Origin of the sequence: Micrococcus endophyticus (assembly GCF_014205115.1) — a bacterium.
GTDB classification, from domain to species: Bacteria; Actinomycetota; Actinomycetes; order Actinomycetales; family Micrococcaceae; genus Micrococcus; species Micrococcus endophyticus.
Window position 1 is genome coordinate 1,646,218 of the sequence record NZ_JACHMW010000001.1, and the last position, 24,417, is coordinate 1,670,634.

A 24,417-nucleotide genomic window follows, 5' to 3' on the forward strand; every position below is an offset into this window, starting at 1 on the left:
GCGGACCGGCCTAGGCTCGGGGCATGAGCGCGCCCGTCCCCTCCCCCGCGGCCCTGCGCCGCATCGCCCTCGACGCCGCCGGCGCGGTGTCCGCGGACCTCGCCGCCGCCTTCCGCAGCCCGTCCGCGGCCGGTCCGGGGCCGGAGGCCAAGAGCACGCACCACGACCTGGTGACGGTCCACGACCGGCGCACGGAGGCCCGGCTCGTCGCGGCGCTCACGACGGCGGTCCCCGGCTCCGCCGTCCTCGGCGAGGAGCTCGGCGCCCGCGACGGCGCGGGCGAGGCCGCTCGGCTGACGTGGATCGTGGACCCCGTCGACGGGACCTCGAACTTCGCGCACGGCTTCGCGATGTTCTCCGTGTCCGTCGCCGCCGCCGTGGACGGGGAGGTGGTGGCCGGCGTCGTGCTGGACCCGGTGTCCGGGCTCGCCTTCTCCGCGGACGACGACGGCGCGTGGCTCGCCCGGCCGGGCGTGGCCGAGCGGCCGCTCGCCGACGTCGCTCGGCCGGCCCCGGCCGGGGGCGAGCGCGCCCAGAACCTGGTGACCTCCTACCCTGCGGGCGAGGCGCTGGCCCTCGAGGGCGAGGACGCGCTGCGCCGCTTCGGCCGGCTCGTCAGCGCCCACGCGACCGTGCGGCGGACGGTCTCCGGCGCCCTCGAGCTGGCCTACGCGGCGGCGGGCTGGGCCGACGCCGCGCTGTACGTGGACACCAAGCCGTGGGACGTCGCGGCGGGGCAGCTGATCCTGCGCCGCGCTGGGGGCAGGTGGCTCACGCCGGACCCGGCCGCGCCGTCGTCGGGTCGGCTCGTCGACGACGGCCCGCGCGCCCACACGTGCCCGTTCGCGCTCGCCGTCGCCCCGGGCCGCGAGGTGCCGACGACGGCGGCGGTGCTGGGCGACATCGTCGCCTCGCGGGCGGCCGACCATGTCTAGAGTGGGTGTGAGCCCGATCTCAGCGCCGCGCCCGACGGCGCCCGTCCCGGCACGCCAGGAGGCCCCGATGACCCCGCAGCACCACGACACCGCCGACGCCCCGTCGATGCAGCGCCCCGACCCCGTCGCGGAGCCCGGGGACCACCTGATGTTCGAGCACCCGGACGGTGAGGCCGTCCTGGTGCTGGACGAGGACCAGGTCTGGCGACTGCTGCGCCGCGTGCGCCACGCGCGCCTCGGGCTGGCCGTGGACGGGCGGCCGGACATCGTGCCGGTGAACGTGCGGGCCCACGACGGCGCCATCTACTTCCGCACCGCGCCCGGCTCGAAGCTCGCCGAGCTCACGGTGAACCCGCGCGTCGTGGTGCAGGCCGACGGGATCCTGGCCGACCAGGCCTGGTCCGTGCTCGTGCATGGCACCGCGCGCCGCCTGGACACGGAGGCGGAGATCGCGGAGGCCGAGTCCCTCGGCATCGAGCCGTGGGTGCCGACGCTGAAGGACTTCTACGTCCGCGTGGACGTCCAGCGCGTGTCCGGCCGCCACTTCGTGTTCGGCACCCACCCGGAGCGCAACGAGTCCCAGACCGACTGACGCCGCGCGGGGCCGGGCCGCCTCAGACCTCCGGGGCCTCCCCCAGGTGGCTCGGCGCCCACATGGCCAGGCGGGTCTGGACCACGACGACGTTCGGCCCGTCCGCCTGGAACGCGCGCTCGAGCGCGCCGCGCACGTCCTCCACTCCCACCGTCTCGGCGGGCACGCCGAAGGAGGCGGCGAGGGCCTGGAAGTCCGGCCGGTCGAGCTCGGTGGCCGTGGCCTTGCCGAACGCGCCCTCCATGTACTCGCGCAGGATGCCGTACCCGCCGTCGTCGATGATCAGCCACGTCACCGCCGCGTCGTGCTGGCGGGCCGCCGCGAGCTCGGCGATCGAGTACATGGCCGAGCCGTCGCCGGCCACGGCGAGCACGCGCCCGTCGATCCCGGTGCGGCCCTGGTGGGCCAGGCCCACCGCGCCGCCGAACGCGGCCGGGAACCCGTAGCCGAGACCACCGGCGCCCTGCGCCGAGTGGAACTCGCCGTCCTGCGCGTCCCAGCAGTTCCACGCCCAGTAGGCGGCGATGGTCATGTCCCAGTACGTCTGCATGGTCGACGGGACGGCGGCGCGGATGTCCGCCATGAACCGGCGCTCCACGCCGAGGTCCTGGGCGTCGAGGCGGGCGGCGACCCGCCCCATCGTCTCGGCGACCACCTCGGCCGGGGTGCGGCCGTGCCAGACGGGCGCGTCCTCGGCCACCGGGCCGGACTCCCGCAGGGCCGCGGCGAGGGCCTCGAGCGCCTGGCCGGCGTCGGCGCGCACGCCGAGTGTGGGGTGGTTGGTCTCCAGCACGCGCGGCTCCGCGTCCACCTGGATGAGGCGGCCGCGCGGCTCGAGCGTGAAGTAGTTCGAGGTGACCTCGCCGAGCGAGGAGCCCACCACCAGCAGCACCTCCGCGTCCTCGAGCAGGTCCGTGACGAGGCGGTCCTCCACCCAGCCGCCGAGGCTGAGCGGGTGCTCCCACGGGAAGGCGGTGTTGCCGCCCGGCGAGCAGACCACGGGCGCCTGCAGCAGCTCCGCGACCTCCCGCAGGCTCTCCATCGCGGCGCGGCCGGAGCGGCGCACGCCGCCGCCGGCCACGATCGCCACCCGCTGGGCGTCGCGCAGCCAGCGCACGGACTCGTCCACGAGCTCGGCGCGCGGCGGGTGGTCGTAGGGCACGGCGAGGGCGTCCTCGACCGGGGGCACCAAGACCTCGCCGAGCAGCACGTCCTGCGGGATCTCGACCCACACCGGGCCCTGCGGCACGGTGACGGCCTCCGCCCAGGCGTCCTGGATGGCCGAGGGGATGCCCGAGGCGTGGTGCACCGTGAACTGGGCCTTGGTGACGTTGCGGGCGGAGGCCTTCTGGTCGTCCAGCTGGTGGAGCATGCCCTTGCGGCGGGCGCCGAGCCCGGAGAGCGGGATCTGGGAGGCCACCACGACCAGGGGCACGCCGGTGGCGTAGGCCTCCTGCAGGCCGGCGAGCGAGGTGAGCGCGCCGGGGCCGGTGGACAGGAAGAGGACGCCCACCTCGCCGGTGCCGCGGGCGTACCCGTCCGCGGCGAAGGCGGCGTTGTTCTCCACGCGGTTCGAGACGAACTCCAGCGGGGAGCGGGACAGTGCATCGAAGAGACCCAGGGCGTGCTGGCCCGGGATGCCGAAGACCGTCCGCGCGCCCAGGGCGTGGAGCGTCTCCACGGCCAGGTCGCCGCCGTTGCGCCGCGGGGCCGCCGTCGTCGCCTGCTCCGCGCTCATCGGCCCTGCTCCTCTCCGGCAGCTGCGCGGGAGGCGCGGCGGTCGGCCATCAGGGTGATCAGGTCGTAGGCCACGTGGGACGCGGCGACGCCGGTCAGCTCGGCGTGGTCGTAGGCCGGGGCGACCTCCACCAGGTCGGCACCCACGATGTCCAGGCCGCGCAGCCCGCGCAGGATCTCGAGCAGCTCGCGGCTCGTGATGCCGCCGGCCTCGGGGGTGCCGGTGCCCGGCGCGTGTGCCGGGTCGAGGACGTCGATGTCCACGGAGATGTAGAGCGGCCGACCCCCGATGCGCTGGCGCAGCTGGTCCACGATCTCGTCCACACCCTTGCGGAACACGTCCGAGGAGGTGACGATGCCGAAGCCCATGCGGTGGTCGTCGTCGAGGTCCTTCTTGCCGTAGAGCGGGCCGCGGGTGCCCACATGCGAGATGGCCTCGGTGTCCAGGATCCCCTCCTCCACGGCGCGGCGGAACGGCGTGCCGTGGGTGTACTCGGCGCCGAAGTAGGTGTCCCACGTGTCCAGGTGGGCGTCGAAGTGCAGCAGGGCCACGGGCTCGCCGGCGCGGGCCGACGCGGCCCGCAGCAGCGGCAGCGCGATGGTGTGGTCGCCGCCGATGGTCATGAGCGAGGCGCCGTCCTCGGTCAGGTCCATCGCGTCCTGCTGGATCGCCTCGATGGCCTCGCCGATGTTGAACGGGTTCACCGCCATGTCCCCGGCGTCCACCACCTGGGCCTGCGCGAAGGGCGAGGTGTCCGTGGCGGGGTTGTACGGGCGCAGCAGCCGCGAGGACTGCCGCACGTGGCCGGACCCGAAGCGTGCACCGGGGCGGTAGGAGACGCCGGCGTCGAACGGCACGCCGACCACCTTGATCTCCGGGGCGACGCCGGCCGCGGCCGCCTCGTCCAGGCGCGGCAGCAGCGCGTAGGTGGGGGCGCCGCCGTAGCGGGGCACGAGGGCGGAGTTCACGGGGCCGAGGCGGCCGTTGTCCTCGACGCGGGGGATCTCGAGCATCTGGATGACCTCTCTGGGTGGTTCGGTTCGGTCTGGTCGGTGCGGCCTGTCAGGTGCGGCCGCGCCGGACGGGTTCAGGCGTGGCCCACGAGGGTCCACAGCACGACGGCGGGGCGGTCGTCCGGATTGGCCCACGAGTGAGGCTCGCGGCCGGGAAGGGTGACGGTGTCCCCCTCCTCCAACAGGTGCACGGCCTCGGTGGTCCGCAGCTCGAGGCGGCCGGTGACCACGTGCACCGCCTCCATGCGGCAGTCCACGGTGTACAGCTCCGCCTCCCCGCGGCCGTGCGGCGCGATGTCCGCGCGCAGGATCTGCAGGTCGCGACGACCGCGCGGGGTGATGAGGCGCTCGCGGATGCCCTCGCCGCCGAGGCTGATCGCGGGGGCGTCGGCGAGGCGCACGACCGTCACCTCGGGCGCGTCCAGGACGTCGCCCGGGCTCGCGCCGAGCACCTGGCACAGGGTGACGAGCGTGCTCACGGACGGGCTCGTCAGGTCCCGCTCGAGGCGGGAGAGGAAGCCCTTGCTGACGCCGGCCGCCTCGGCCAGCTGGGCCACGGTGAGCCGCCGCGCCTCGCGCAGCGCGCGCAACCGGCGGCCGATCAGCGCCTGGCCCGGCGCGGTCTCGAGCGGGAGGGCCTTCATCGCGTTCCTTCCTCGCGTCCGGCGACGTCGCGGTGTCACCCTGGACGACATGTTGCCTGGGATGCAACAGGTGTTTACCGTAGACCCCGATCGTGTGATCGGCAACACGCCGGCCGCGCCCCGCCCACCCACAGCGCCTCCGCATCCCCGGCGCCCTGGATCTCCTCGCCCCAAGGACCACCCGTGACCCTCAACCTGACCATCGTCGCCGTCTACCTGGTCGGCATGCTCGCCTTCGGCTGGTGGGGCAAGACCCGCGCCGCCAGCTCGGAGGACTACCTCGTGGCGGGCCGTCGCCTCGGGCCGGTGCTGTTCACCGGCACCATGGCCGCCGTCGTGCTCGGCGGCGCCTCCACCGTGGGCGGCGTCGGCCTGGGGTACGAGTTCGGGCTCTCCGGCGCGTGGCTCGTGGCCGCCATCGGCGTCGGCGTGCTCATCCTGTCGGTGGCGTTCGCCCCGATCCTCGCCCGCCTGAAGATCTACACCGTCTCGCAGATGCTGCGCCTGCGGTACGGCCGCGGCGGGGCCTCCCACGCCTCCTCCTTCGTGATGCTCGCCTACACGCTCATGCTCGCCGCCACCTCCACCGGCGCCTACGCGTCGATCTTCGTGGTGCTCTTCGGCTGGGACCGCTGGCTGTCCGTCCTGGTGGGCGGCGGCATCGTGCTGGCCTACTCCGTGCTCGGCGGCATGTGGTCCATCACCCTGGCGGACATGGCCCAGTTCCTCATCATGACCGTCGGCCTGTTCGCCCTCATGCTCCCCATCTCCCTGGCCAACGCCGGCGGCTGGGGTGCCATGCAGGAACGCCTGGGCACCGAGTTCTTCAGCTGGGACGGGATCGGCGTGCAGTCGATCGTCACCTATTTCGTGGTCTACACCCTCGGCCTGCTGATCGGCCAGGACGTCTGGCAGCGTGTGTTCACGGCCCGCTCCCCGCGCGTGGCGCAGATCGGCGGCGCCACCGCGGGTCTGTACTGCATCGTGTACGGCGTCGCGGGCGCTGTGATCGGCATGGCTGCCCGCACCGTCACCGCGGACATCGCCGCCAAGGACGACGTGTTCGCGTGGGTCGCCCAGAACCTGCTGCCCGTCGGCGTCGGCGGCGTGGCCCTGGCGGCCGCCGTCGCGGCCATGATGTCCACCGCCTCGGGGGCGATCATCGCGGCCTCGACCGTGATGCGCACCGACATCCTCCCGATCCTCCGCGGCGAGGCCGCCGCCTCCGAGGACGGCGCCACCACCGAGGACGAGGCCCCGGAGACCGCGGCGGAGCTCGCCTCGAACCGCGGATGGGTGCTGCTGCTCGGCGCCGTCGTGCTGGGGCTGGCGATCGTCGTCCCGGACGTGGTGGCGGCCCTGACCATCGCGTACGACATCCTCGTGGGCGGCCTGTTCGTCGCGATCGTCGGCGGCCTCGTGTGGAAGCGCGGCACCGGCACGGCGGCCCTGTGGTCCATGGTGGTCGGGACGGTGGGCACCCTCGGCACCATGGGCTGGCTCGAGATGAACGCGGCCGAGCCCTTCGAGGGCGTCTTCGCGAACGAGCCGATCTACGTCGGCTTGGCCGCCTCCGCCGTCGTGTACGTCCTCCTCAGCCTGGTGACCCGGCCCACCGACCCCGCGGTCCTCGAGGCCTGGCGGGTGCGCTCCCGCCACGGCGTCGACGCCGCGGCCCGAGAGCGTCTCTGACCAGGAATTCCGGGGCCTGCGGTCCTCCGACGCCCGCACGATGGCCGAGGCCAGGTGGTGCGGTGGCGGGCGATCCTTCCTCTGGCTCCTCCCGGCCCCTAGTGTTGCCGACCAGCGCAGGACGGGGGTGTCCCCGCGGGGCCGTTCCGGCTTCCGCCTCACCCGGTCCTCGCTGGAGACAGAAAGGGAACAGTTTCATGACCACCAAGAACCGCGCCGTGGCATTCCACGGCATCAAGGACGTGCGCGTCGACGAGCTGGACTTCCCCAAGCTGGAGATGCCTGACGGCTCCGCCGCCCCGCACGGCGTCATCCTCAAGATCGTCGCGACCAACATCTGCGGCAGCGACCTGCACATCTACCGCGGCTCCTTCCCCGTGCCCGAGGGCATGGTGCTGGGTCACGAGATGACCGGTCAGGTGCTGGAGGTCGGCAGCGACGTCCAGTTCCTCAAGGAGGGCGACCTCGTCTCCGTGCCGTTCAACGTGGCCTGCGGCCGCTGCCGCAACTGCCGCGCCGGCCGTACCGAGGTGTGTGAGACCGCCAACCCGGAGCAGGCGTGCGCCGCCTACGGCTTCAATCTGGGCAACTTCCAGGGCGGACAGGCCGAGTACCTGTTCGTGCCGTACGCCGACTTCCAGCTGCTGCGTTTCCCGGACCAGGAGCAGGCGATGGAGAAGATCCTGGATCTGGCCGTGCTCTCCGACATCCTCCCCACGGCGTTCCACGGTCTCATGGCGGCCGGCGCCAAGCCCGGCTCCACCGTCTACATCGCCGGCGCCGGCCCCGTGGGCCGGTGCGCCGCGGCCGCCGCTCGACTGCTGGGCGCCTCGTGCATCATCGTGGGCGACCAGGACGCCTCGCGTCTGGAGCTGGTGCGCAAGCACGGCTGCGAGACCATCGACCTCTCCGTCACGGAGAACCTGCAGGACGCCGTGAACGACATCCTCGGCGAGCCGATGGTGGACTGCGCGGTGGACTACGTCGGCTCCGAGGCCCACGGCCTGGGCTCCGAGTCCGACGAGATGCAGCCGATCGCCGCCGTGAACCAGGTCCTGGACATCACCCGTCCGGGCGGTGCCACGGGCATCATCGGCATCTACGGGCCGGACCCGATCGCGGAGACGAAGGCCGAGCAGGAGGGCACCTTCCCGGTGGACTTCGGCAAGGCCTGGATCAAGTCGCCCCACATCATCGGCGGACAGGCGCCCATCATGCGCTACAACCGCCAGCTGATGATGTCGATCCTGTGGGACCGGATGCCGTACCTGACGGAGATGGTCAACCCGCGCGTGATCAGCCTGGACGAGGCACCCCAGGCCTACGCGGAGTTCGACCAGGGCTCTGTGGACAAGTTCATCATCGACCCCCACGGCATGATCGCCCGCTGAGCGGTCCGCCCCCGGCGGCACGACGGCGCCCCTCACCTGCCCGCGCAGGTGAGGGGCGCCGTCGTCGTCCGCGGATCAAGCCGCGTGCAGCAGCGTGGCGGTGATCCCGAGGGCCGCCAAGCCCACCACCAGCGCGACCATGCCGGCCACCGACGCCAGGGCCGGCCGGGCCCACTCCCCGGCGATCCCGCGCGACTGCGCCACGTAGCGCCGGCGCTGGGTGGCCAGCACCGCTGCCCCGCCGACGGCCGCCACCACCGCAGGCCCGAAGGCCCACGCGCCGACGGCCGGCCACCACCTCAGGAACATGAGGCTGAGGACGCCCAGCGCCAGGACGGTGCGGCCCCAGCTCATCACGGTGCGCTCGGGCTGCAGCCCGGGGTCGTGGTGCAGGCGCATCGCCTCAGCCCCGCGGCAGGACGACGGCGAGCATCAGCACCACGACGGCGAGGACGACACCCCCCGCCAGGACCGGGACGATCAGTGGCAGCGGCAGCGGACGGCCGCGGCGCATCGCGCGCTCCACCCGGAGCCATCGTGCACCCGCGCCCACGGCGAGCAGCGCCGCCAGGACGAGCAGCACCGTGCTCAGCGCCACCCGAACCGGTGGCGCGAAGAGGGCGCCGGTGAACGCCTCCACCGCGACCCCGCCGGCCAGCAGCGCCAGCGCCGTCCGGACCCAGGCCAGGAACGTCCGCTCGTTGGCGAGCGTGAACCGGGGGTCCGGTTCGTCCCCACCCGCCAGGAGGCGGTGCTGCCAGGCCGGCCGGCCGCCGTCGTACGCGGTGGCCTCGGGGCCTTCGTGGGTCTCCGCTGCGTCCATGCGGCCATGGTAGCGGCGGCGTAGACTGGACGGTCGAGCACGCCCAGCCGCCGCGGCCCGCGACGGCGGCGCCCCATCCCCATCCCGCCCGTCCGATGGAGCCCCATGAGTCCCGCCCATGCCGCCACCCCCGCGGCACTCCCCGAACCCACTCGTGAACAGGCCCGACGCTGGCGCCGCTACCTCGCCGACGAGATCGCCGAGGGCCAGATCTACCGCGACATCGCCGCCCGCAAGGACGGCGTGGAGCGCGACATCCTTCTGGGCCTCGCCGAGGCCGAGCGCCGGCACGAGCAGCACTGGCGGGCCCTCCTGGGCGAGCACGCCGAGAACCCGCCGCGCCCCTCCGTCCACCGCATCCTGCTGCGCTGGCTCGCGCGGATCTTCGGCTCCGTGTTCGTGCTGGCCCTGGCCCAGCGCGCCGAGTCGGACACCCCCTACGCGAAGGACCAGGACGCCCCCGAGGGCATGGTGGCGGATGAGGCCATCCACGAGGAGGTCGTGCGCGGCCTGGCCGCCCGGGGCCGCGAGCAGCTGGCCGGCAACTTCCGCGCCGCCGTCTTCGGCATGAACGACGGGCTGGTCTCCAACCTGGCGCTCGTGATGGGCATCGGCGCGACGGGCGTGGCGTCGTCCGTGGTGCTGTTCACCGGCGTGGCCGGGCTGCTGGCGGGCGCACTGTCCATGGCGGCCGGCGAGTACGTCTCGGTGCGGTCCCAGCGGGAGCTGCTGGAGGCCTCCTCCCCCACCCAGGTCACCCTCGAGGCGGCCCAGCACCTGGACCTGGACCACAACGAGCTCAAGCTCGTCTACCTGGCCCGCGGCATGACGCCCGAGGACGCCGAGCACCGTGCGCTCGAGCGCCTCGGCTATCTCACGTGCGACTGCAACCCACAGTTCTCCGCCCGTCCCGACGGCTCCCAGGGGCCGGTGGACCACTCGGGTTCCTTCGCGGAGATCGGCTCGGCGTGGAGCGCATCCCTGTCCAGCTTCGCGTTCTTCGCCTCCGGCGCGCTCATCCCGATCCTGCCGTACATCTTCGGCATGTCCGGGCTGTGGGCCCTGGGCCTGGCAGCGGCGATGGTGGGCGTGGCCCTGCTCTTCACCGGCGGTGTGGTCGGGCTGCTGTCCGGCTCCTCACCGCTGGCTCGGGGCCTGCGCCAGCTCGCGATCGGCTACGGCGCCGCTGCCGTGACGTACGTGCTCGGCCTGCTCTTCGGCGCGAACCTGGGCTGACCGACGCTCCTCCCCGGACAGCACACGGCCCCTGCCCCTCAGGACGAGGGACAGGGGCCGTGGTGCATCGGCCTGCCGGTGCGGGGCGCCGGCTTCGGCGCCCCGCACCGCTGGATCAGGCCAGGCCCTTCATGATCTCGCGCATGAGCTCGGCGGTCTCGGACGGGGTCTTGCCGACCTTCACGCCCGCGGCCTCGAGGGCCTCCTTCTTGGCCTGCGCGGTGCCGGCGGAGCCGGAGACGATGGCGCCGGCGTGGCCCATGGTCTTGCCCTCCGGGGCGGTGAAGCCGGCCACGTAGCCGACGACCGGCTTGGTGACGTTGGCCTTGATGAACTCGGCCGCACGCTCCTCGGCGTCGCCGCCGATCTCACCGATCATCACGATGGCCTGGGTGTCCGGGTCGGCCTCGAACGCCTCGAGGGCGTCGATGTGGGTGGTGCCGATGACCGGGTCGCCGCCGATGCCGATGGCGGTGGAGAAGCCGAAGTCCTTCAGCTCGTACATCATCTGGTAGGTCAGGGTGCCCGACTTGGACACGAGGCCGATCGGGCCGGAGCCGGTGATCGTGGCCGGGGTGATGCCGGCCAGGGCCTCGCCCGGGGTGATGATGCCGGGGCAGTTCGGGCCGATGATGCGGGTCTTCGGCTTGCCGTCCTCGCCGGTCTTCGACTGGGACAGGGCGAAGAACTTCGCGGAGTCCTGCACCGGGATGCCCTCGGTGATGACCACGAGCAGCGGGATCTCGGCCTCGATGGCCTCGATCGCGGCGTCCTTGGCGAAGGCCGGCGGCACGAAGGCGACGGACACGTCCGCGCCGGTCTTCTCCATGGCCTCCGTGACGGAGCCGAAGACCGGCAGCTCGACGGCGTTGCCGTCCTTGTCCTCGTGGGACACGGTGGTGCCGGCCTTGCGGGCGTTGACGCCGCCCACGATGTTCGTGCCGGCCTTGAGCATCAGGCGGGTGTGCTTGGTGCCCTCGCCGCCGGTGATGCCCTGGACGATGACCTTGGAGTCCTTGTTCAGGTAGATCGACATAGCTGTTTCCTCAGTCTTTCCGAACGGTCAGTTCGCGGAGTGGGCGAGCTCGGCGGCCTTGTCGGCGCCCTCGTCCATGGTGGCGGCCAGGGTGACGAGCGGGTGGTTCGCCTCCTGCAGGATGCGGCGGCCCTCCTCCACGGCGTTGCCGTCCAGGCGCACGACCAGCGGCTTGGTGGCGGCGTCGCCCAGGATCTCGAGGGCCTTGACGATGCCGTTGGCGACGGCGTCGCACGCGGTGATGCCGCCGAAGACGTTCACGAACACGGACTTGACCTGCTCGTCGCCCAGGATGACGTCGAGGCCGTTGGCCATGACCTCGGCATTGGCGCCGCCGCCGATGTCCAGGAAGTTGGCGGGCTTCACGCCGCCGTGCTGCTCGCCGGCGTACGCGACGACGTCGAGGGTGGACATCACGAGGCCTGCGCCGTTGCCGATCACGCCGACCTGGCCGTCCAGCTTGACGTAGTTGAGGTCGTTGGCCTTGGCCTTGGCCTCCAGCGGGTCCTCGGTGCGCTCGTCGACGAGGGCGGCGTGGCCCTCCTGGCGGAACTCCGCGTTCTCGTCGAGGGAGACCTTGCCGTCCAGGGCGAGGATCTTGCCGTCGCCGGTCTTCACCAGCGGGTTCACCTCGACGAGGGTGGCGTCCTCCTTCTCGAAGACGACCCAGAGCTTCTGGATGACGTCGGCGACGTCGGCGCGCAGCTCCTCGGGGAAGCCCGCCTCGGCGACGATCTTCTGGGCGGTCTCGGCGTCGATGCCGGTCAGCGCGGAGACGGGCACCTTGGCGAGGGCCTCGGGGCGTTCCTCGGCGAGCTGCTCGATCTCCATGCCGCCCTCGACCGAGCACATGGCCAGGTAGGTGCGGTTGGCGCGGTCCAGCAGCACGGAGAAGTAGTACTCCTCGGCGATGTCGGCGCCCTGGGCGATCATGACCTGGTGCACGGTGTGGCCCTTGATGTCCATCCCCAGGATGGCCTTGGCATGCTCGTACGCCTCGTCGGCGGTCTTGGCGACCTTGACGCCGCCGGCCTTGCCGCGGCCGCCGACCTTCACCTGCGCCTTGACGACGGTCACGCCGCCGATCTTCTCAGCGGCCGCCTTGGCCTCTTCCGGGGTCTGCGCAACGATGCCGGCCAGCACGGGAACGCCGTGCGCCTCGAACAGATCGCGCGCCTGGTACTCATACAGGTCCACGGTGGTGAGTCCTTCTACGTCGAAGACAGGGACAGCCGGGGCGGTGGGGGACCACCGACGCGGCGGGAGGCGCGGGTGCGCGGCCGACCGCGCGCGGCGCGCGCGGGCCTGACGTCACAGACGCCTCCACGGCCACTCTAGTCGAGAGGATCGCGCCGCCCGCAGGCCTGCGCGGCGCATGACGCCCGGAGTGACGCGCCTCTCAGTCCTCGACCTTCGTCAGGGGCGCGTAGCGCAGCAGCAGCCGCTTCTGGGCGCCGGAGTCCTCGAAGGTCACGGTGGCCACGGTCTTGTCCCCCGCCCCGGCGACGGCGTCCACTCGGCCCTGCCCGAAGGTCGCATGGGAGACGCGGTCCCCGGGGCTCAGGGCCACGATCTCCTTCTGCGGCTGGACCCGGCTGGGCGCCCGCCCGCGCACCACGGCGGAGGGCACGGTGAGGTCCGTCGGTTCGTCGCCGCGCGTCAGGCGCTGCGGGCGCGCGCCGCCGTCGTCGTCCCGGGACCGCCAGGCGGGCCGCCCGCCGCCGGAGCCCAACCGGCCCGCGTAGCGGGACGTGCCGGCGCCGGTGAGGCTGAGCGAGCCGGCCGAGCGCACGGCGCCCTCGCGCTCCCAGTCGATGAGCGCCTCGGGGATCTCCCCGAGGAACTGGCTGGGCGGGTTGAACTGGTGCTGGCCCCACAGCGAGCGCGCCTCGGCGCGCGTGAGGAACAGGCGACGGCGCGCTCGGGTGAGGCCCACGTAGGCCAGCCGGCGCTCCTCGGCGAGCTCCTTCTCGTCCGTCATGGACCGCGCGTGCGGGAACACGCCGTGCTCCATGCCGGTCAGGAACACCACGGGGAACTCCAGGCCCTTGGCCGTGTGCAGGGTCATCAGCGTGACCTGGCCCTGGGCCTCGGCGAGGCTCTCCCCCTCCACGTCCGGCGCGGTGGGCAGCTGGTCCGCGTCCGCCACGAGGGCGACCTGCTCCAGGAAGTCGGAGAGCGTGCCGTCCGGCGTGGTCTTCTCGAAGGAGCGCACCACGGCCACGAGCTCGCCGAGGTTGTCCGCGCGGGACTCGTCCTGCAGGTCCTCGGACTCGCGCAGGGCGGCGAGCATGCCGGACTGCTCCAGGACGGCCTCGAGCACGGTGGCCGGGCCTGCGCTCTCGGCGACCTGGGCGAGGTCGTCCATCATCTGCACGAACCCGTTGACGGCCTTGAGCGAGCGGGTCGCCATGCCAGGGGCGTGCTCCGCGTCCCGCAGGGCGGCCGAGAACGTGGTCCGGTTCCGCTCGGCCCACGCGGCCACGGCGCCCTCGGCCCGGTCCCCGATGCCGCGCTTGGGCTCGTTGAGGATGCGGCGCACGTTGACGTCGTCGTCCGGGTTCACGATCACGCGCAGGTACGCGAGCGCGTCCTTGATCTCCTTGCGGTCGTAGAACCGGGTGCCGCCGATCACGCGGTAGGGGATGCCGCGCGTGACCAGCCGCTCCTCGAGGGCGCGGGACTGCGCGTTGGTCCGGTAGAACACGGCGACGTCGGCCGGCCGGATCCCGTCCTCGTCCTGCAGGCGGTCGATGGTGGAGGCGATCCACTCGGCCTCGGCGGACTCGTTCTCGGCGGCGTAGCCCACGATCGCGGCGCCGGCGCCCTCGGCCGTCCACAGGTCCTTCTTGCGGCGGTCCGGGTTGTTCGAGATGACCGCGTTGGCCGCGTCCAGGATGGTCTGCGTGGAGCGGTAGTTCTGCTCGAGCTTGATGGTCACGGCGTCCGTGAAGTCCTGCTCGAACTCCACGATGTTGCGGATGTCCGCGCCACGGAAGGCGTAGATGGACTGGTCCGAGTCGCCCACCACGGTGAGCTCGCCGCCGGGGGTGTCCACCCCCTCGGGCTCGCCGGCGGGACCCGCGAGGAGGCGGATCAGGCGGTACTGGGCGTGGTTGGTGTCCTGGTACTCGTCCACGAGGACGTGGCGGAACCGGCGGCGGTAGTTGTCCAGCACGCGCGGGAACGCCTCGAACATGTGGACGGTCATGCCGATCAGGTCGTCGAAGTCCAGGGCGTTGGCCTGGCGCAGGCGCGCGGTGTAGTCCCGGTAGACGGCGGCGACGGCGCGGCCCCACGGGTCCCCCTCGGCCACGGTGGAGGCGTAGTCGTCCGCCTCCACGAGCTCGTTCTTCAGGGAGCTGATGCGGTTCAGGAGCGCCTTGGGGGCGAACCGCTTCGGGTCCAGCTCGTGGAGCTTGGCGATGGTGGTGACCAGGCGCAGGCTGTCCGCCGAGTCGTAGATGGTGAAGGTGGACTTCAGCCCGATGTTCGCGGCCTCGTTGCGCAGCAGGCGCACCGCCGAGGAGTGGAACGTGGAGATCCACATGCGCTGCGCCGTCGGGCCGATCAGCCCGGACACGCGCTCGCGCATCTCCGCCGCCGCCTTGTTGGTGAAGGTGATGGCGAGGATCTCGTGCGGGCGCGCGCGACCGGTGGCCAGCAGCCACGCGATCCGGTGCGTGAGCACGCGCGTCTTGCCCGAGCCCGCGCCGGCCACGATCAGCAGCGGGGCGCCCGTGTGGGTGACGGCGGCGGACTGCTGCGGGTTCAGCCCCGCCACGAGCGAGTCCGGGGTGTGCGCCGGCGCCGCATCCCGGCCCCAGGACTCCGGGTCGCCGCCCCACGCCTCCGGGTCCGCGGCCGCGCGGGTGACGGCCGTGGGCACGAGGCCGGGCAGGGCGGTCTCCGGATCCGCGTCGCGGCGGGTCCGGGCGGGGGTCAGGGGGGCGCGTCCGAGCGCGGAGAAGAGGTCAGCCATGGCGGATCCAGTCTAGGCGGGGGCGCGGACGGGACAGCGGCGCGGGGCCGGCCGCCCCGGCCGTCCGGGGCGACGGCCCGGCAGGGGCTAAGGTGTCCGGGGCGTTCTGCACGGGTGGCCGCGGACAGCGCCGCATCCCCCTGTCAACCCCGTCTCAGCGCCGCCCGGTCCAGGAGCCCCCGTGAGCAGCACCCCGAGCGCGCCCGCGAGCGCCGCCGCGCCCGCCTCCCCCCGAGCCCACTGGATGGACGCGACCCGCGGGTTCGCCGTCCTCCTCGTGGTGTTCACCCACACGTACACGATGCCCCAGGGCATGGACGCGACGGTCAGCTCCGTGGTCTTCGCGAACGTGATCCAGGTGTTCCACTCGTTCCGCATGCCGATGCTGGTGTTCCTCTCCGGCGTCCTGCTCCCGCGCTCCGTGGCCAAGCCGGCCGGGACCTACTACCGCGGCAAGGCGGAGCGGATCCTGTGGCCGTTCCTCGTCTGGATGGTGCTGCTCGCCCTCGCCCTGGGCACCCCGCAGTCGCTGCTGTCCTGGGAGTACTGGCGCGGCGGCGCCTGGCACCTCTGGTTCCTGTGGGTCCTGATGCTCTGCTACCTGGTGGGCCCCCTGACCCGGCGCGTCCCGGCGGTCCTGGTGGCCCTGGTCCTCTTCGTCCTGCTGCTCGAGTTCGTCAGCGGCCCGCGCGACTGGGTCCGGCCCCTCTACTGGGGCGTGTACTTCTTCCTCGGGGCGGCCGCCGGGCGGCTGCTGCCCCGGATGCGCCGGCTCCCCCTTCCCGTGGGCCTGGTGCTCGTGGCGCTGACCCTGGCGACCCTGGCCGCCCATCGCGCCGGGGAGATCGTGGTGAGCGAGCGCCACCCGTGGTCCGTGCTCACGGCGCTGCCCGGCATCCTGCTCGTGCTGTGGCTGGCCCCGCGCCTGCCCCGGCTGCGCTTCCTGGAGTTCTGCGGCCGCCAGTCCATGGTCCTGTACGTCACGCACATGCCGGTGCTGATCCTGGCCGTGGGCTGGTTCCGCGAGCTCGCCGCCCTGCGCCCCATCGACTTCTACGTGGCGGTCGCGAGCGTGACCTTCCTGGTGCCGCTGGCCCTGGCGGCGGTCTATCCGCGGGTGCGCTGGCTCTTCGAGTTCCCGACGGCGTCCCGCGGCCGGGCGCCGCGCCCGCGGTCGGCCGCCGGCTCGTCGTCCGGGGTCTCGTCGGGGGCCTCCTCCGCGCCCGCCTCCTCCGGCGCGGGCTCGCCCGCCCGCGAGACGGTGGCGGCCGAGCCGGTGCTCCCCATCACGGCGCCGATGCCCGCCGTGCCGGCCCGGTCGCGGCCGGCGCAGCGGCCCCGGCCGCGCCGCGCCGGCTGACCCTGCCGGGGCGCCGTCAGGTGTGCCGGACCGTGGCCCGGCCCTGCTCGACCCCGCCCCCGGACGGCAGACCGGCACGGGTCTGGGAGGATGGTCCGCGGAGGTGCCCCCGTTGTCTCAGAAGCCCCGCAAGTCCCGTCCGTCCCGCGCGTCGCAGTCCGGCGCGCGCTCCGGCTCGTCCGCCGCGCGCGCCGCCGGCGGCGCCGAGCGCGCCCGCCCCACCCTGCGGGACCTGAACATCCGCGAGGACCTCGCCGCCGCCGGGCGCCAGGAGGGCAGCCCCGCCATCCCGGTGAGCGCGCTGATCGTCACCACGCTGCTCGTGGGCGCATACCTGCACCTGCTGGTGCTCCAGCAGATGACGCAGCTCACCGGCGGCTTGGCCATGCCCGACTCGATGCTCTTCTACGGGCAGGACCACGTCCGCGCGCTCTCCGCGGTCATGGACGACGCCGCGCGCGGCCAGCTCAACTGGGTGCACAAGACGGCCGGCGTGATCTTCCCGATCGCCGTGGCGCTCACCCTCGCCGCCGTGGGCGCGTGGCGGCTGCGGCCGGCCGCCGCCAAGTGGGGCGCCCTCGGCGTCGGCGTGCTGTTCGCGGTGGTGGACATCGCGGAGAACATCGCGATCGAGGAGGCCATCGCCGCCGGCGGCCCGGGCACCGGCCTCGCCGCCGCCCTGACGCTCGCCCGCTGGGTCCTGCTGGCGCTGATCGCGCTGGCGATCGTGGTGATGCTGTGGGCCGGGCGCCGCCGTCGCGAGCCGGCCGCCCGGCGTCGCTGAGCGCCTCCGCTAGACTCGCTCACCGGACCGGCGGGCACCCCGCCCGGTCCGCGCCCCAGTAGCTCAGTTGGATAGAGCGACCCTCTCCTAAAGGGTAGGCCGTCGGTTCGATTCCGGCCTGGGGCACCGTCACGGCACCTGCCGTCCTCGCCCCCGCCGCCCTCACCCCCGCCGAGCCGTCCTGCATCCGGCCGGTATACGGCCCGGATCGGGGCTCATTCCGGCGCGATGCAGGACAGCTCGGACCTCACGGGTGCCGCCCGCCTCACTCTGCGTCGGCGAACTGCGTGGTGTACAGCTCCGCGTAGCGCCCGCCCGCGGCCAGCAGCTCCGCATGGCCGCCGCGCTCCACGATCCGCCCCGCCTCCACCACGAGGATCTCGTCCGCGCTGCGCACGGTGGACAGGCGGTGGGCGATCACGATCGCCGTCCGCCCCGTCAGCGCCTCCCCCAGCGCCTCCTGGATGGCGCGCTCGTTCGTGGAGTCCAGGGCCGCCGTCGCCTCGTCGAGGACCACGACGCGCGGGGCGGCCAGCAGCAGCCGCGCGATGGTCATGCGCTGGCGCTCGCCGCCGGAGAGGCGGTAGCCGCGCTCGCCCACCACGGTGTCCAGCCGGTCCGGGAGCGCTTCGATCACGGGGCGCAGGCGGGCCCGCTCGACGGCGTCCCACAGCTGCTCCTCCGTGGCGTCCGGGCGGGCCAGCAGCAGGTTGCCCCGCACCGTGTCGTGGAACAGGTGCCCGTCCTGGGTCACCATGCCCACGGCCTCCTGCAGGGCCGCGAAGGACAGGTCGCGCACGTCCACGCCGCCGAGCTCCACGGCGCCGGAGCTGACGTCGTGCAGGCGCGTGACGAGCGAGGCGATCGTGGACTTGCCGGCGCCCGAGGACCCCACGAGCGCCACGGTGGACCCTGCCGGCACGGCCACGTCGATCCCGTGGAGGACCTCCTCGCCGCCGCGGGTGTCCAGCACGGCCACCTCCTCGAGCGAGGCCAGGGACACCTCCTGGGCGGTGGGGTAGGAGAAGCGCACGTCCCGCAGGCGCACGGACAGCGGCCCGGCAGGCAGTGCCGCGGGGCGGGCCGGCTCGGTGATGAGCGGCTGCAGGTCCAGCACCTCGAACACGCGCTCGAAGCTGACGAGCGCGCTCATGATCTCCACGCGGGCGTTGGCCAAGGCGGTCAGCGGGGCGTAGAGCCGGGTGAGCAGCAGGGCGAGGGTGACGACGTCGCCGGCGTCGAGGGTGCCGGCGATCGCCTGGAGCCCGCCCACGCCGTAGACGGCCGCGAGCGCGAGCGCCGAGACGAGCGTGAGCAGCGTGGTGAACACGGCCTGGCGCACGGAGATGTCCACGCCCGTGGCGCGGACGCGGTCCGCGCGGCGGGCGAACTCGGCGGACTCGGCGGCGGGGCGGCCGAAGAGCTTGATGAGGGTGGCGCCGGGGGCGGAGAACCGCTCCGTCATCTGGTCGCCCATGGCGGCGTTGTGCCCGGCCCGCTCGCGGGAGAGCCCCGCGAGCTTCGAGCCGACCGCCCGGGCGGGGATGAGGAACAACGGCAGCAGCAGGAGGGAGAGCACGGTGACCTGCCAGCTGGTCGCCACCATCACGCCCAGGGTCAGCGCCACGGACACCACGTTCGCCACCACGCCGGAGAGGGTGCGGGAGATCGCGGACTGCGCGCCGATCACGTCGTTGTTCAGGCGGGAGACGAGGGCGCCGGTGCGGGTGCGCTGGAAGAAGGCCACCGGCATGCGCTGCACGTGGTCGAACACGGCGGTGCGCAGGTCGAAGATGACCCGCTCCCCCAGCCCGGAGGAGAGCCACTTCGTGAACACGGACAGGGCCGCGTCCAGCACGGCCACGAGCGCGATCAGCAGGGCCAGGCGCACCACGAGGCCGCCGTCGTCGCCGCCGGTGATCGCGTTGACCACGTCTCCGGCGAGCACGGGCGAGGCCACGCCGAGCACGGCGCCCACGATCGAGGCGAGGACGAACACGATGAGCCGGGCGCGGTAGCGGTCCGCGAAGGCGATCGTGCGCCGCACGGTGCCCTTCGCCAGGGGCTGCGTCGCCCCGTTCTGCCCATGCGTCATCCGCATCATGGACACCCGTGCCGCCGACTCCATGCTCACGGTGGCCCTCCGCTCTCTCGACCGTCAGCGAGTCTAGGAGCGCGCGGGCGCGCGCGAGGGCGATTCCGCTCCGGGCGTCAGCGCGCGGATCCCGGGCCCCCCGAGCCACGGGGGCAACGGAGGCGCGAGGACCCCGGGGGTTCAGGCTGCCAGGCGCAGGTAGTCCCGCCACGCCTCGGCGGGGCGCTCGAGCTCACGGATGCGCCACTGGGCGCCGCGGGGCCGCACGGGCTCCACGCGCAGGCGCCAGCCCATCGACTCCAGAGAGCGGTCCGCCTTGAGGGCGTTGCAGCGCAGGCAGCAGGCCACGAGGTTCTCCCACGAGTTCTCGCCGCCGCGAGAGCGGGGCCGGACGTGGTCCACGGTGGTGGCGTGGGCGCCGCAGTACGCGCAGCGGTGGGCGTCGCGGCGCAGCACGCCCTTGCGGGAGACGGGGGCGGCGTCCGTGTGGGGGACGCGGATGTACTGGTGCAGCAGGATCACGAGCGGCCGGCCCCACGCGCGGGTGGGGCTGCGCATCGGGTCGCCGGCGTCCTCGAGCACGCTGGCCTTGCCGGTGGCCACGAGCAGCAGCGCCCGGCGGTCGGAGACCACCGAGAGGGGTTCGTAGCCGGCGTTCAGGACGAGTGTGCGCATCGGGGGGACCTAGCGGGGCGAGGGGTCACGGGGCGTCGTGCTCCCCACGCTAGGGGGCCGGGCGCGGCCGCACGGCGTGTCGCCGTCACGCCCGCCGGGGGTTCACCCGTCCGTCACCGCGTCCTCACGCGCCCGTCACCGGCGACGACGGCGGCCCGCCGCGGGCCTCCGCGGCCCGGTCCGGCGCTGGTCGGCCCGGGGTCCGCGCGCTCAGGCGTCGAGGCGTTCGACCCACACGTGGGCGGCCGTCTCGACGGCCAGTTCCAAGGCGCCGGACTCCTGCGCGCCGTCGCCGGCCTCGCCCTCGACGCGGACGTAGCCGGGGTCGAGGGCCGCCTGCGCCGTGACCGTCCGGCCGGGGGTCACGCCGGTGGCGGCCAGCTGCGCCAACAGCTCGGGGTCGGTCTGGACGCCCTCGGCCAGCCCGCGCACGCGGAAGCGGCCGGGCGTGGCCGCCTCCTCGGAGAGCCGGGTGCCGGCCAGGCCCATGCTGCGGCTCCAGTCCTCCGCCGAGGCCTCCTCCGGGCGGGGCGGGATGGGGGTGCCGTAGGGGGTCTCCGTGGGGTTCTCCAGGAGCGCGAGCAGGCGGCGCTCCACCTGGTCGCTCATCACGTGCTCCCAGCGGCACGCCTCCTCGTGGACGAGCTCCCACTCCAGGCCGATCACGTCCGCGAGCAGGCGCTCGGCGAGGCGGTGCTTGCGCAGCACGGCCACGGCCAGCTCGCGGCCGGTGACGGTGAGCTGCAGGCGGCGGTCCGCGCCCACGTGCACGAGCCCGTCCCGCTCCATGCGGCCCACGGTCTGGGAGACGGTGGGGCCGGAATGCTCCAGGCGCTCCACGATGCGCGCGCGCAGGGGCGGGATGCCCTCCTCCTCGAGCTCGAGGATAGTGCGCAGGTACATCTCGGTGGTGTCGATCAGATCCGTCATGGCGCGTCCTCTTCCCTCGGGCCCCTCGTCTCGGGCCATCTTAGCCAGCGCCGAGTCACGTTCGCGGGGGGCGTCCGGGCACGCGGGAGAATGGGGACGACCCCGACCCCGAAGCCCCAGGAGCATGCCATGGCCTCCCCCGCCGAGATCACCCTCCCCCAGGACCTGCTGCCCGCCGACGGCCGCTTCGGCGCCGGCCCCTCCAAGGTCCGCCCCGAGCAGCTGCAGGCCCTGCAGGACGCCGCCGGGCTGCTGGGCACGTCCCACCGCCAGAAGCCGGTGAAGGACCTGGTCGCGAGCGTGCGCGCCGGCGTCGCCGAGCTGTTCTCCGCCCCCGAGGACTACGAGGTGATCCTCGGCGTCGGCGGCTCCACCGCCTTCTGGGACGCGGCCGCGTTCGGCCTGGTCCGCGAGCGCGCCCAGCACCTGAGCTTCGGCGAGTTCGGCTCCAAGTTCGCCAAGGCCACGGACAAGGCCCCCTTCCTCGGCGCCTCGGACATCCGCACCGCTGAGCCGGGCTCCCGCCCCGAGCCGGAGGCCGTGGCCGGCGTCGACGTGTACGCCTGGCCCCACAACGAGACCTCCACGGGCGTCATGGCCCCGGTGGCGCGCCCCGAGGGGATCGACGAGGACGCGCTCGTGGTGATCGACGCGACCTCCGCCGCCGGCGGCCTGGACGTGGACGTCTCGCAGGCGGACGTCTACTACTTCGCCCCGCAGAAGAACTTCGCCTCCGACGGCGGCCTGTGGCTGGCCCTGTTCTCCCCGCGCGCCCTCGCGCGGGTCGCGGAGATCAAGGAGTCCGGCCGCTGGATCCCGGACTTCCTGGACCTGTCCACCGCCGTGGACAACTCGCTCAAGGACCAGACCTACAACACCCCGGCCCTGGCCACCCTGGTGATGCTCGACGCCCAGCTGCGCTGGATGAACGGGCAGGGCGGCCTGGCGGCGATGGCCGCGCGCACCGCGGACTCCTCGTCGCGGGTGTACGCGTGGGCCGAGGCGTCCTCCTACGCGACCCCGTACGTGGCGCGCCCCGAGGACCGTTCCGGGGTGATCTGCACCGTGGACTTCAGCGACGACGTCGACGCCGCGGCCGTGGCGAAGGCGCTGCGGGCCAACGGCGTGGTGGACGTGGAGCCCTACCGCAAGCTCGGCCGCAACCAGCTGCGCATCGCCACGTTCGCGGCCATCGACCCGGAGGACGTCTCGGCGCTGCTGCGCTGCATCGACCACGTGGTCGAGCAGCTGGGCTGACCCGTCCCCGGACGGCCGTGACGCCGGGGCCTCGGCCCCGGCGTCACGGATCGTCGGCGGCCCGACGGCGGCGCGGGGCGTCAGCCCTTCCCGTCGCCCTCCGGCGCGGACTGGCCGGCGGGGGCGGCAGCGCCGGGCACGCGGCCCTCGGCCACGGCCCGCAGGCGCTCGCGCTCCTCCTCGCTCACGCGCTCGGCGTAGGGCACCCACGGCGGGGCCACGAGTGCGCCCTCGCCGGCCACCAGGCCGGTCTCGCACACCGTCACGAGGCGCGAGCGCGGCGCCCGGGCGATCGTGGCGTACCAGAGCCAGCCGGCGTATCCGGGCAGCCGGGACTCGAAGCGGTGGGTGACCAGGCGGTCGTCGTCCACGAGCACGTCCACGTGCTCGCCCACCTCCTCCGGCGCAGCCAGCCCGGCCAGGCCCGCGCGGGCCTCGTCCACGGCGGCGGCGAGCAGGTCGTCGCGGCGCGGCGCGCGACGGCGCGCGGGCGGGGCCTTCACGACGGCCTCCCTGGCGGCGGGCGCCGCCTGCCCCTGCTCGACGGGCGTAGCGTCCTCACGGTCGGTCATGGCTCAGGCCTCCAGGTCGTCGGCGACGCGGCGCAGCACCTGCGCCATCTTCTTCGCCTGGCCGCTCTGGGGGTACTGGCCGCGGCGCAGGCCGTTCGAGGTCTCGTCCAGCCACCGGATGAGGTCCTCCATGAGGACCGCCATCTCCGCCGGCCGGGGCCGGTGGTTGCGGACCGAGGAGGGGGCGGCGTCGAGCACGCGCAGGGACAGCGCCTGCTTGCCGCGGCGGCCCTCGGCCACCCCGAACTCGACGCGGGCGCCCCCGCGCAGCTCGGTCACGCCGGCGGGCAGCGCGGAGGAGGGCACGTGGACCTCCTCGCCCTCGTCGGTCTGGGCGAAGCCGAAGCCCTTGGCTGAGTCGTAGAACTTGATGCGTCCGGTGGGCATGTGCGGCACCTGCTCCTCGTCGTCGGTGTCCCCCGCGTCGCGCCGGCGCCCTGGGCTGCCGTGCGCTCGTCTCGGGTCGGCGGGGTCCGGCGCCGGCGCGGCGGTGCGCCGCGGCATCGGTGCGGTCCAGCCTGGCCGTGCGCCCGGAGGTGACGGCGGAGGACGTGGTCGTCAATGACCTCCCAGGATAGCCCGACTAGAGTGGCGGGCATGTCGCAGACCACCGCCCGCCCCGCCCCCGCGCCCTCCGCCCCCGCCGCCGACCGGCGCGGCGGCCGCGGCGTCGTCCTGGTGCTCGGGGTGACGGTCACCGCGGTGTCCTTTGTGGCGTTGCTGGGCCTGCTCGCGGCGTACTTCTTCTCCTGGCCCGCGGTCCCCGCCCTGTACGCGCTGGCCATGTTCGGGCTGCCGGTGGGCTTCTCGCTGATGCTGCTGCACGTGGTGCTGGGCGCCGTGCGCCGCTCGCGCCTCTGACGGATCGCCCCGGGCGGGCGGCATGCCCGCGCGGGACAGCCTGTCCAGCAGGCTGTCAGCGACCTCCCAGGTTGGCCGGGTTGACTGGCGCCATGCAGTCTCAGAACCCCGAAGCACGCCTCCTCGTGGTGGACGACGAGCCCAACATCCGCGAGCTGCTCTCCACGTCCCTGCGCTACGCCGGTTTCGAGGTCACGGCCGCGGCCAACGGCCGGGAGGCCCTGGACGCCGCCGAGGAGTTCCAGCCGGACCTCGCCGTCCTGGACGTGATGCTCCCGGACATGGACGGGTTCACCGTCACCCGCCGCCTGCGCGCCGCGGGCCGCCACTTCCCCGTGGTGTTCCTGACGGCCCGGGACGGCACCGAGGACAAGATCACGGGCCTGACCGTGGGCGGGGACGACTACGTCACCAAGCCGTTCTCCCTGGACGAGGTGGTCGCCCGCATCCGCGCGGTGCTGCGCCGCACCGCCTCCCTGGACGACGACGCGGCGGTGCTGCGGGTGGGCGACCTCGAGCTCGACGACGACGCGCACGAGGTGCGCCGCGGCGGCGAGGTCGTGGAGCTCTCCCCCACGGAGTTCAAGCTCCTGCGCTACCTGATGATGAACCCCAACCGCGTGCTGTCCAAGGCCCAGATCCTGGACCACGTCTGGGAGTACGACTTCAACGGGGACGCCTCGATCGTGGAGTCCTACATCTCGTACCTGCGCCGCAAGATCGACGTGGGCGGTCGCGAGAAGATGATCCACACCAAGCGCGGCGTCGGCTACATGCTCCGCGCCGCGGACAAGCGCTGAC

Annotated in this window: 23 protein-coding genes and 1 tRNA gene; 11 read left to right on the forward strand and 13 right to left on the reverse strand. The window is 73.7% G+C overall.

Annotated elements, in window-relative coordinates; translation table 11 throughout:
• Nucleotides 1–23: 23 nt before the first annotated feature.
• Together HDA33_RS07515 and HDA33_RS07520 are read left to right on the forward strand one after the other, a co-directional pair.
• Nucleotides 24–935 carry an inositol monophosphatase family protein gene (locus tag HDA33_RS07515; RefSeq protein WP_184172236.1) on the forward strand — a complete coding sequence of 304 codons (912 nt, stop codon included), beginning with the start codon at nucleotides 24–26 and terminating at the stop codon, nucleotides 933–935.
• A 67-nt stretch (nucleotides 936–1,002) separates the two neighbouring features.
• Complete coding sequence (locus HDA33_RS07520; RefSeq protein WP_184172238.1) at nucleotides 1,003–1,527, forward strand: pyridoxamine 5'-phosphate oxidase family protein; 525 nt, start codon at nucleotides 1,003–1,005, stop codon at nucleotides 1,525–1,527.
• 22 nt (nucleotides 1,528–1,549) lie between these two features.
• On the opposite strand, the gene HDA33_RS07525 is transcribed toward HDA33_RS07520, so the two are convergent.
• The 3 genes from HDA33_RS07525 to HDA33_RS07535 form a co-directional block, all read right to left on the reverse strand.
• Complete coding sequence (locus HDA33_RS07525) at nucleotides 1,550–3,265, reverse strand: thiamine pyrophosphate-binding protein (RefSeq protein WP_184172240.1); 1,716 nt, start codon at nucleotides 3,263–3,265, stop codon at nucleotides 1,550–1,552.
• Nucleotides 3,262–4,278 carry an agmatinase gene (speB, locus tag HDA33_RS07530; protein WP_184172242.1) on the reverse strand — a complete coding sequence of 339 codons (1,017 nt, stop codon included), beginning with the start codon at nucleotides 4,276–4,278 and terminating at the stop codon, nucleotides 3,262–3,264. The genes HDA33_RS07525 and speB overlap by 4 nt, the downstream gene beginning before the upstream one ends.
• Before the next feature lie 74 nt (nucleotides 4,279–4,352).
• Entirely contained in the window at nucleotides 4,353–4,922 is a 570-nt protein-coding gene (locus HDA33_RS07535; protein ID WP_184172244.1) for an XRE family transcriptional regulator, read from the reverse strand.
• A gap of 183 nt (nucleotides 4,923–5,105) precedes the next feature.
• Between HDA33_RS07535 and HDA33_RS07540 the strand changes: the two genes are divergently transcribed.
• Nucleotides 5,106–6,614, forward strand: coding sequence for a sodium:solute symporter family protein (locus tag HDA33_RS07540; protein ID WP_184172246.1), 1,509 nt, complete (start codon nucleotides 5,106–5,108; stop codon nucleotides 6,612–6,614).
• 197 nt (nucleotides 6,615–6,811) lie between these two features.
• Nucleotides 6,812–8,005: an alcohol dehydrogenase catalytic domain-containing protein gene (locus HDA33_RS07545; protein ID WP_158492668.1), complete on the forward strand. Its 1,194-nt coding sequence runs from the start codon at nucleotides 6,812–6,814 to the stop codon at nucleotides 8,003–8,005.
• Between the two features lie 75 nt (nucleotides 8,006–8,080).
• Here HDA33_RS07545 and HDA33_RS07550 read toward each other — a convergent pair whose 3' ends face one another.
• Together HDA33_RS07550 and HDA33_RS07555 are read right to left on the reverse strand one after the other, a co-directional pair.
• The gene (locus HDA33_RS07550) at nucleotides 8,081–8,404 is read right to left on the reverse strand and encodes a DUF202 domain-containing protein (RefSeq protein WP_158495142.1); all 324 of its coding nucleotides are present in this window, start codon (nucleotides 8,402–8,404) and stop codon (nucleotides 8,081–8,083) included.
• Nucleotides 8,405–8,408: 4 nt separating this feature from the next.
• Entirely contained in the window at nucleotides 8,409–8,828 is a 420-nt protein-coding gene (locus HDA33_RS07555) for a YidH family protein (RefSeq protein ID WP_184172248.1), read from the reverse strand.
• 105 nt (nucleotides 8,829–8,933) lie between these two features.
• Here HDA33_RS07555 and HDA33_RS07560 point away from each other — a divergent pair, with 105 nt between their 5' ends.
• Entirely contained in the window at nucleotides 8,934–10,064 is a 1,131-nt protein-coding gene (locus HDA33_RS07560; protein WP_184172250.1) for a VIT1/CCC1 transporter family protein, read from the forward strand.
• A 115-nt stretch (nucleotides 10,065–10,179) separates the two neighbouring features.
• Here the strand turns inward: HDA33_RS07560 and sucD are convergent, their stop codons facing one another.
• The 3 genes from sucD to pcrA form a co-directional block, all read right to left on the reverse strand.
• The gene (gene sucD, locus HDA33_RS07565) at nucleotides 10,180–11,100 is read right to left on the reverse strand and encodes a succinate--CoA ligase subunit alpha (RefSeq protein ID WP_158492672.1); all 921 of its coding nucleotides are present in this window, start codon (nucleotides 11,098–11,100) and stop codon (nucleotides 10,180–10,182) included.
• Between the two features lie 27 nt (nucleotides 11,101–11,127).
• Nucleotides 11,128–12,297 (reverse strand): ADP-forming succinate--CoA ligase subunit beta, encoded by a 1,170-nt coding sequence (sucC, locus tag HDA33_RS07570; protein WP_184172252.1) that lies wholly within the window; start codon nucleotides 12,295–12,297, stop codon nucleotides 11,128–11,130.
• Between the two features lie 202 nt (nucleotides 12,298–12,499).
• The gene (gene pcrA, locus HDA33_RS07575; protein WP_184172254.1) at nucleotides 12,500–15,082 is read right to left on the reverse strand and encodes a DNA helicase PcrA; all 2,583 of its coding nucleotides are present in this window, start codon (nucleotides 15,080–15,082) and stop codon (nucleotides 12,500–12,502) included.
• A 181-nt stretch (nucleotides 15,083–15,263) separates the two neighbouring features.
• Here pcrA and HDA33_RS07580 point away from each other — a divergent pair, with 181 nt between their 5' ends.
• From HDA33_RS07580 to HDA33_RS07590, 3 genes are all read left to right on the forward strand, one after another.
• Nucleotides 15,264–16,442, forward strand: coding sequence for an acyltransferase family protein (locus tag HDA33_RS07580; protein ID WP_184172256.1), 1,179 nt, complete (start codon nucleotides 15,264–15,266; stop codon nucleotides 16,440–16,442).
• Nucleotides 16,443–16,554: 112 nt separating this feature from the next.
• Nucleotides 16,555–17,226 carry a hypothetical protein gene (locus HDA33_RS07585; protein WP_184172258.1) on the forward strand — a complete coding sequence of 224 codons (672 nt, stop codon included), beginning with the start codon at nucleotides 16,555–16,557 and terminating at the stop codon, nucleotides 17,224–17,226.
• Nucleotides 17,227–17,278: 52 nt separating this feature from the next.
• Nucleotides 17,279–17,352, forward strand: a tRNA-Arg gene (locus HDA33_RS07590).
• A 139-nt stretch (nucleotides 17,353–17,491) separates the two neighbouring features.
• Here the strand turns inward: HDA33_RS07590 and HDA33_RS07595 are convergent.
• The 3 genes from HDA33_RS07595 to HDA33_RS07605 all read right to left on the reverse strand — a co-directional run bounded on the left by HDA33_RS07595 (nucleotide 17,492) and on the right by HDA33_RS07605 (nucleotide 20,926).
• On the reverse strand, nucleotides 17,492–19,360 hold the full coding sequence (locus HDA33_RS07595) for an ABC transporter transmembrane domain-containing protein (protein WP_184172260.1): 1,869 nt from the start codon (nucleotides 19,358–19,360) through the stop codon (nucleotides 17,492–17,494).
• A gap of 141 nt (nucleotides 19,361–19,501) precedes the next feature.
• The gene (locus HDA33_RS07600; protein ID WP_017489191.1) at nucleotides 19,502–19,996 is read right to left on the reverse strand and encodes an HNH endonuclease; all 495 of its coding nucleotides are present in this window, start codon (nucleotides 19,994–19,996) and stop codon (nucleotides 19,502–19,504) included.
• 210 nt (nucleotides 19,997–20,206) lie between these two features.
• Nucleotides 20,207–20,926 (reverse strand): metal-dependent transcriptional regulator, encoded by a 720-nt coding sequence (locus tag HDA33_RS07605; protein WP_184172262.1) that lies wholly within the window; start codon nucleotides 20,924–20,926, stop codon nucleotides 20,207–20,209.
• Nucleotides 20,927–21,055: 129 nt separating this feature from the next.
• Here HDA33_RS07605 and serC point away from each other — a divergent pair, with 129 nt between their 5' ends.
• A complete protein-coding gene (gene serC / locus HDA33_RS07610) occupies nucleotides 21,056–22,183 on the forward strand; it encodes a phosphoserine transaminase (protein WP_184172264.1) in 1,128 nt (375 codons plus the stop codon).
• An 80-nt stretch (nucleotides 22,184–22,263) separates the two neighbouring features.
• Here the strand turns inward: serC and HDA33_RS07615 are convergent, their stop codons facing one another.
• Nucleotides 22,264–22,755: a DUF3027 domain-containing protein gene (locus HDA33_RS07615; protein ID WP_184172266.1), complete on the reverse strand. Its 492-nt coding sequence runs from the start codon at nucleotides 22,753–22,755 to the stop codon at nucleotides 22,264–22,266.
• A 3-nt stretch (nucleotides 22,756–22,758) separates the two neighbouring features.
• Nucleotides 22,759–23,142, reverse strand: coding sequence for a cold-shock protein (locus HDA33_RS07620; protein WP_158495160.1), 384 nt, complete (start codon nucleotides 23,140–23,142; stop codon nucleotides 22,759–22,761).
• A gap of 210 nt (nucleotides 23,143–23,352) precedes the next feature.
• Between HDA33_RS07620 and HDA33_RS07625 the strand changes: the two genes are divergently transcribed.
• Both HDA33_RS07625 and HDA33_RS07630 read left to right on the forward strand, forming a co-directional pair.
• Nucleotides 23,353–23,616 (forward strand): hypothetical protein, encoded by a 264-nt coding sequence (locus tag HDA33_RS07625; RefSeq protein WP_158492680.1) that lies wholly within the window; start codon nucleotides 23,353–23,355, stop codon nucleotides 23,614–23,616.
• 92 nt (nucleotides 23,617–23,708) lie between these two features.
• Nucleotides 23,709–24,416, forward strand: a complete 708-nt coding sequence (locus HDA33_RS07630) for a response regulator transcription factor (protein WP_158495161.1) — start codon at nucleotides 23,709–23,711, stop codon at nucleotides 24,414–24,416.
• Nucleotide 24,417: the final 1 nt, after the last annotated feature.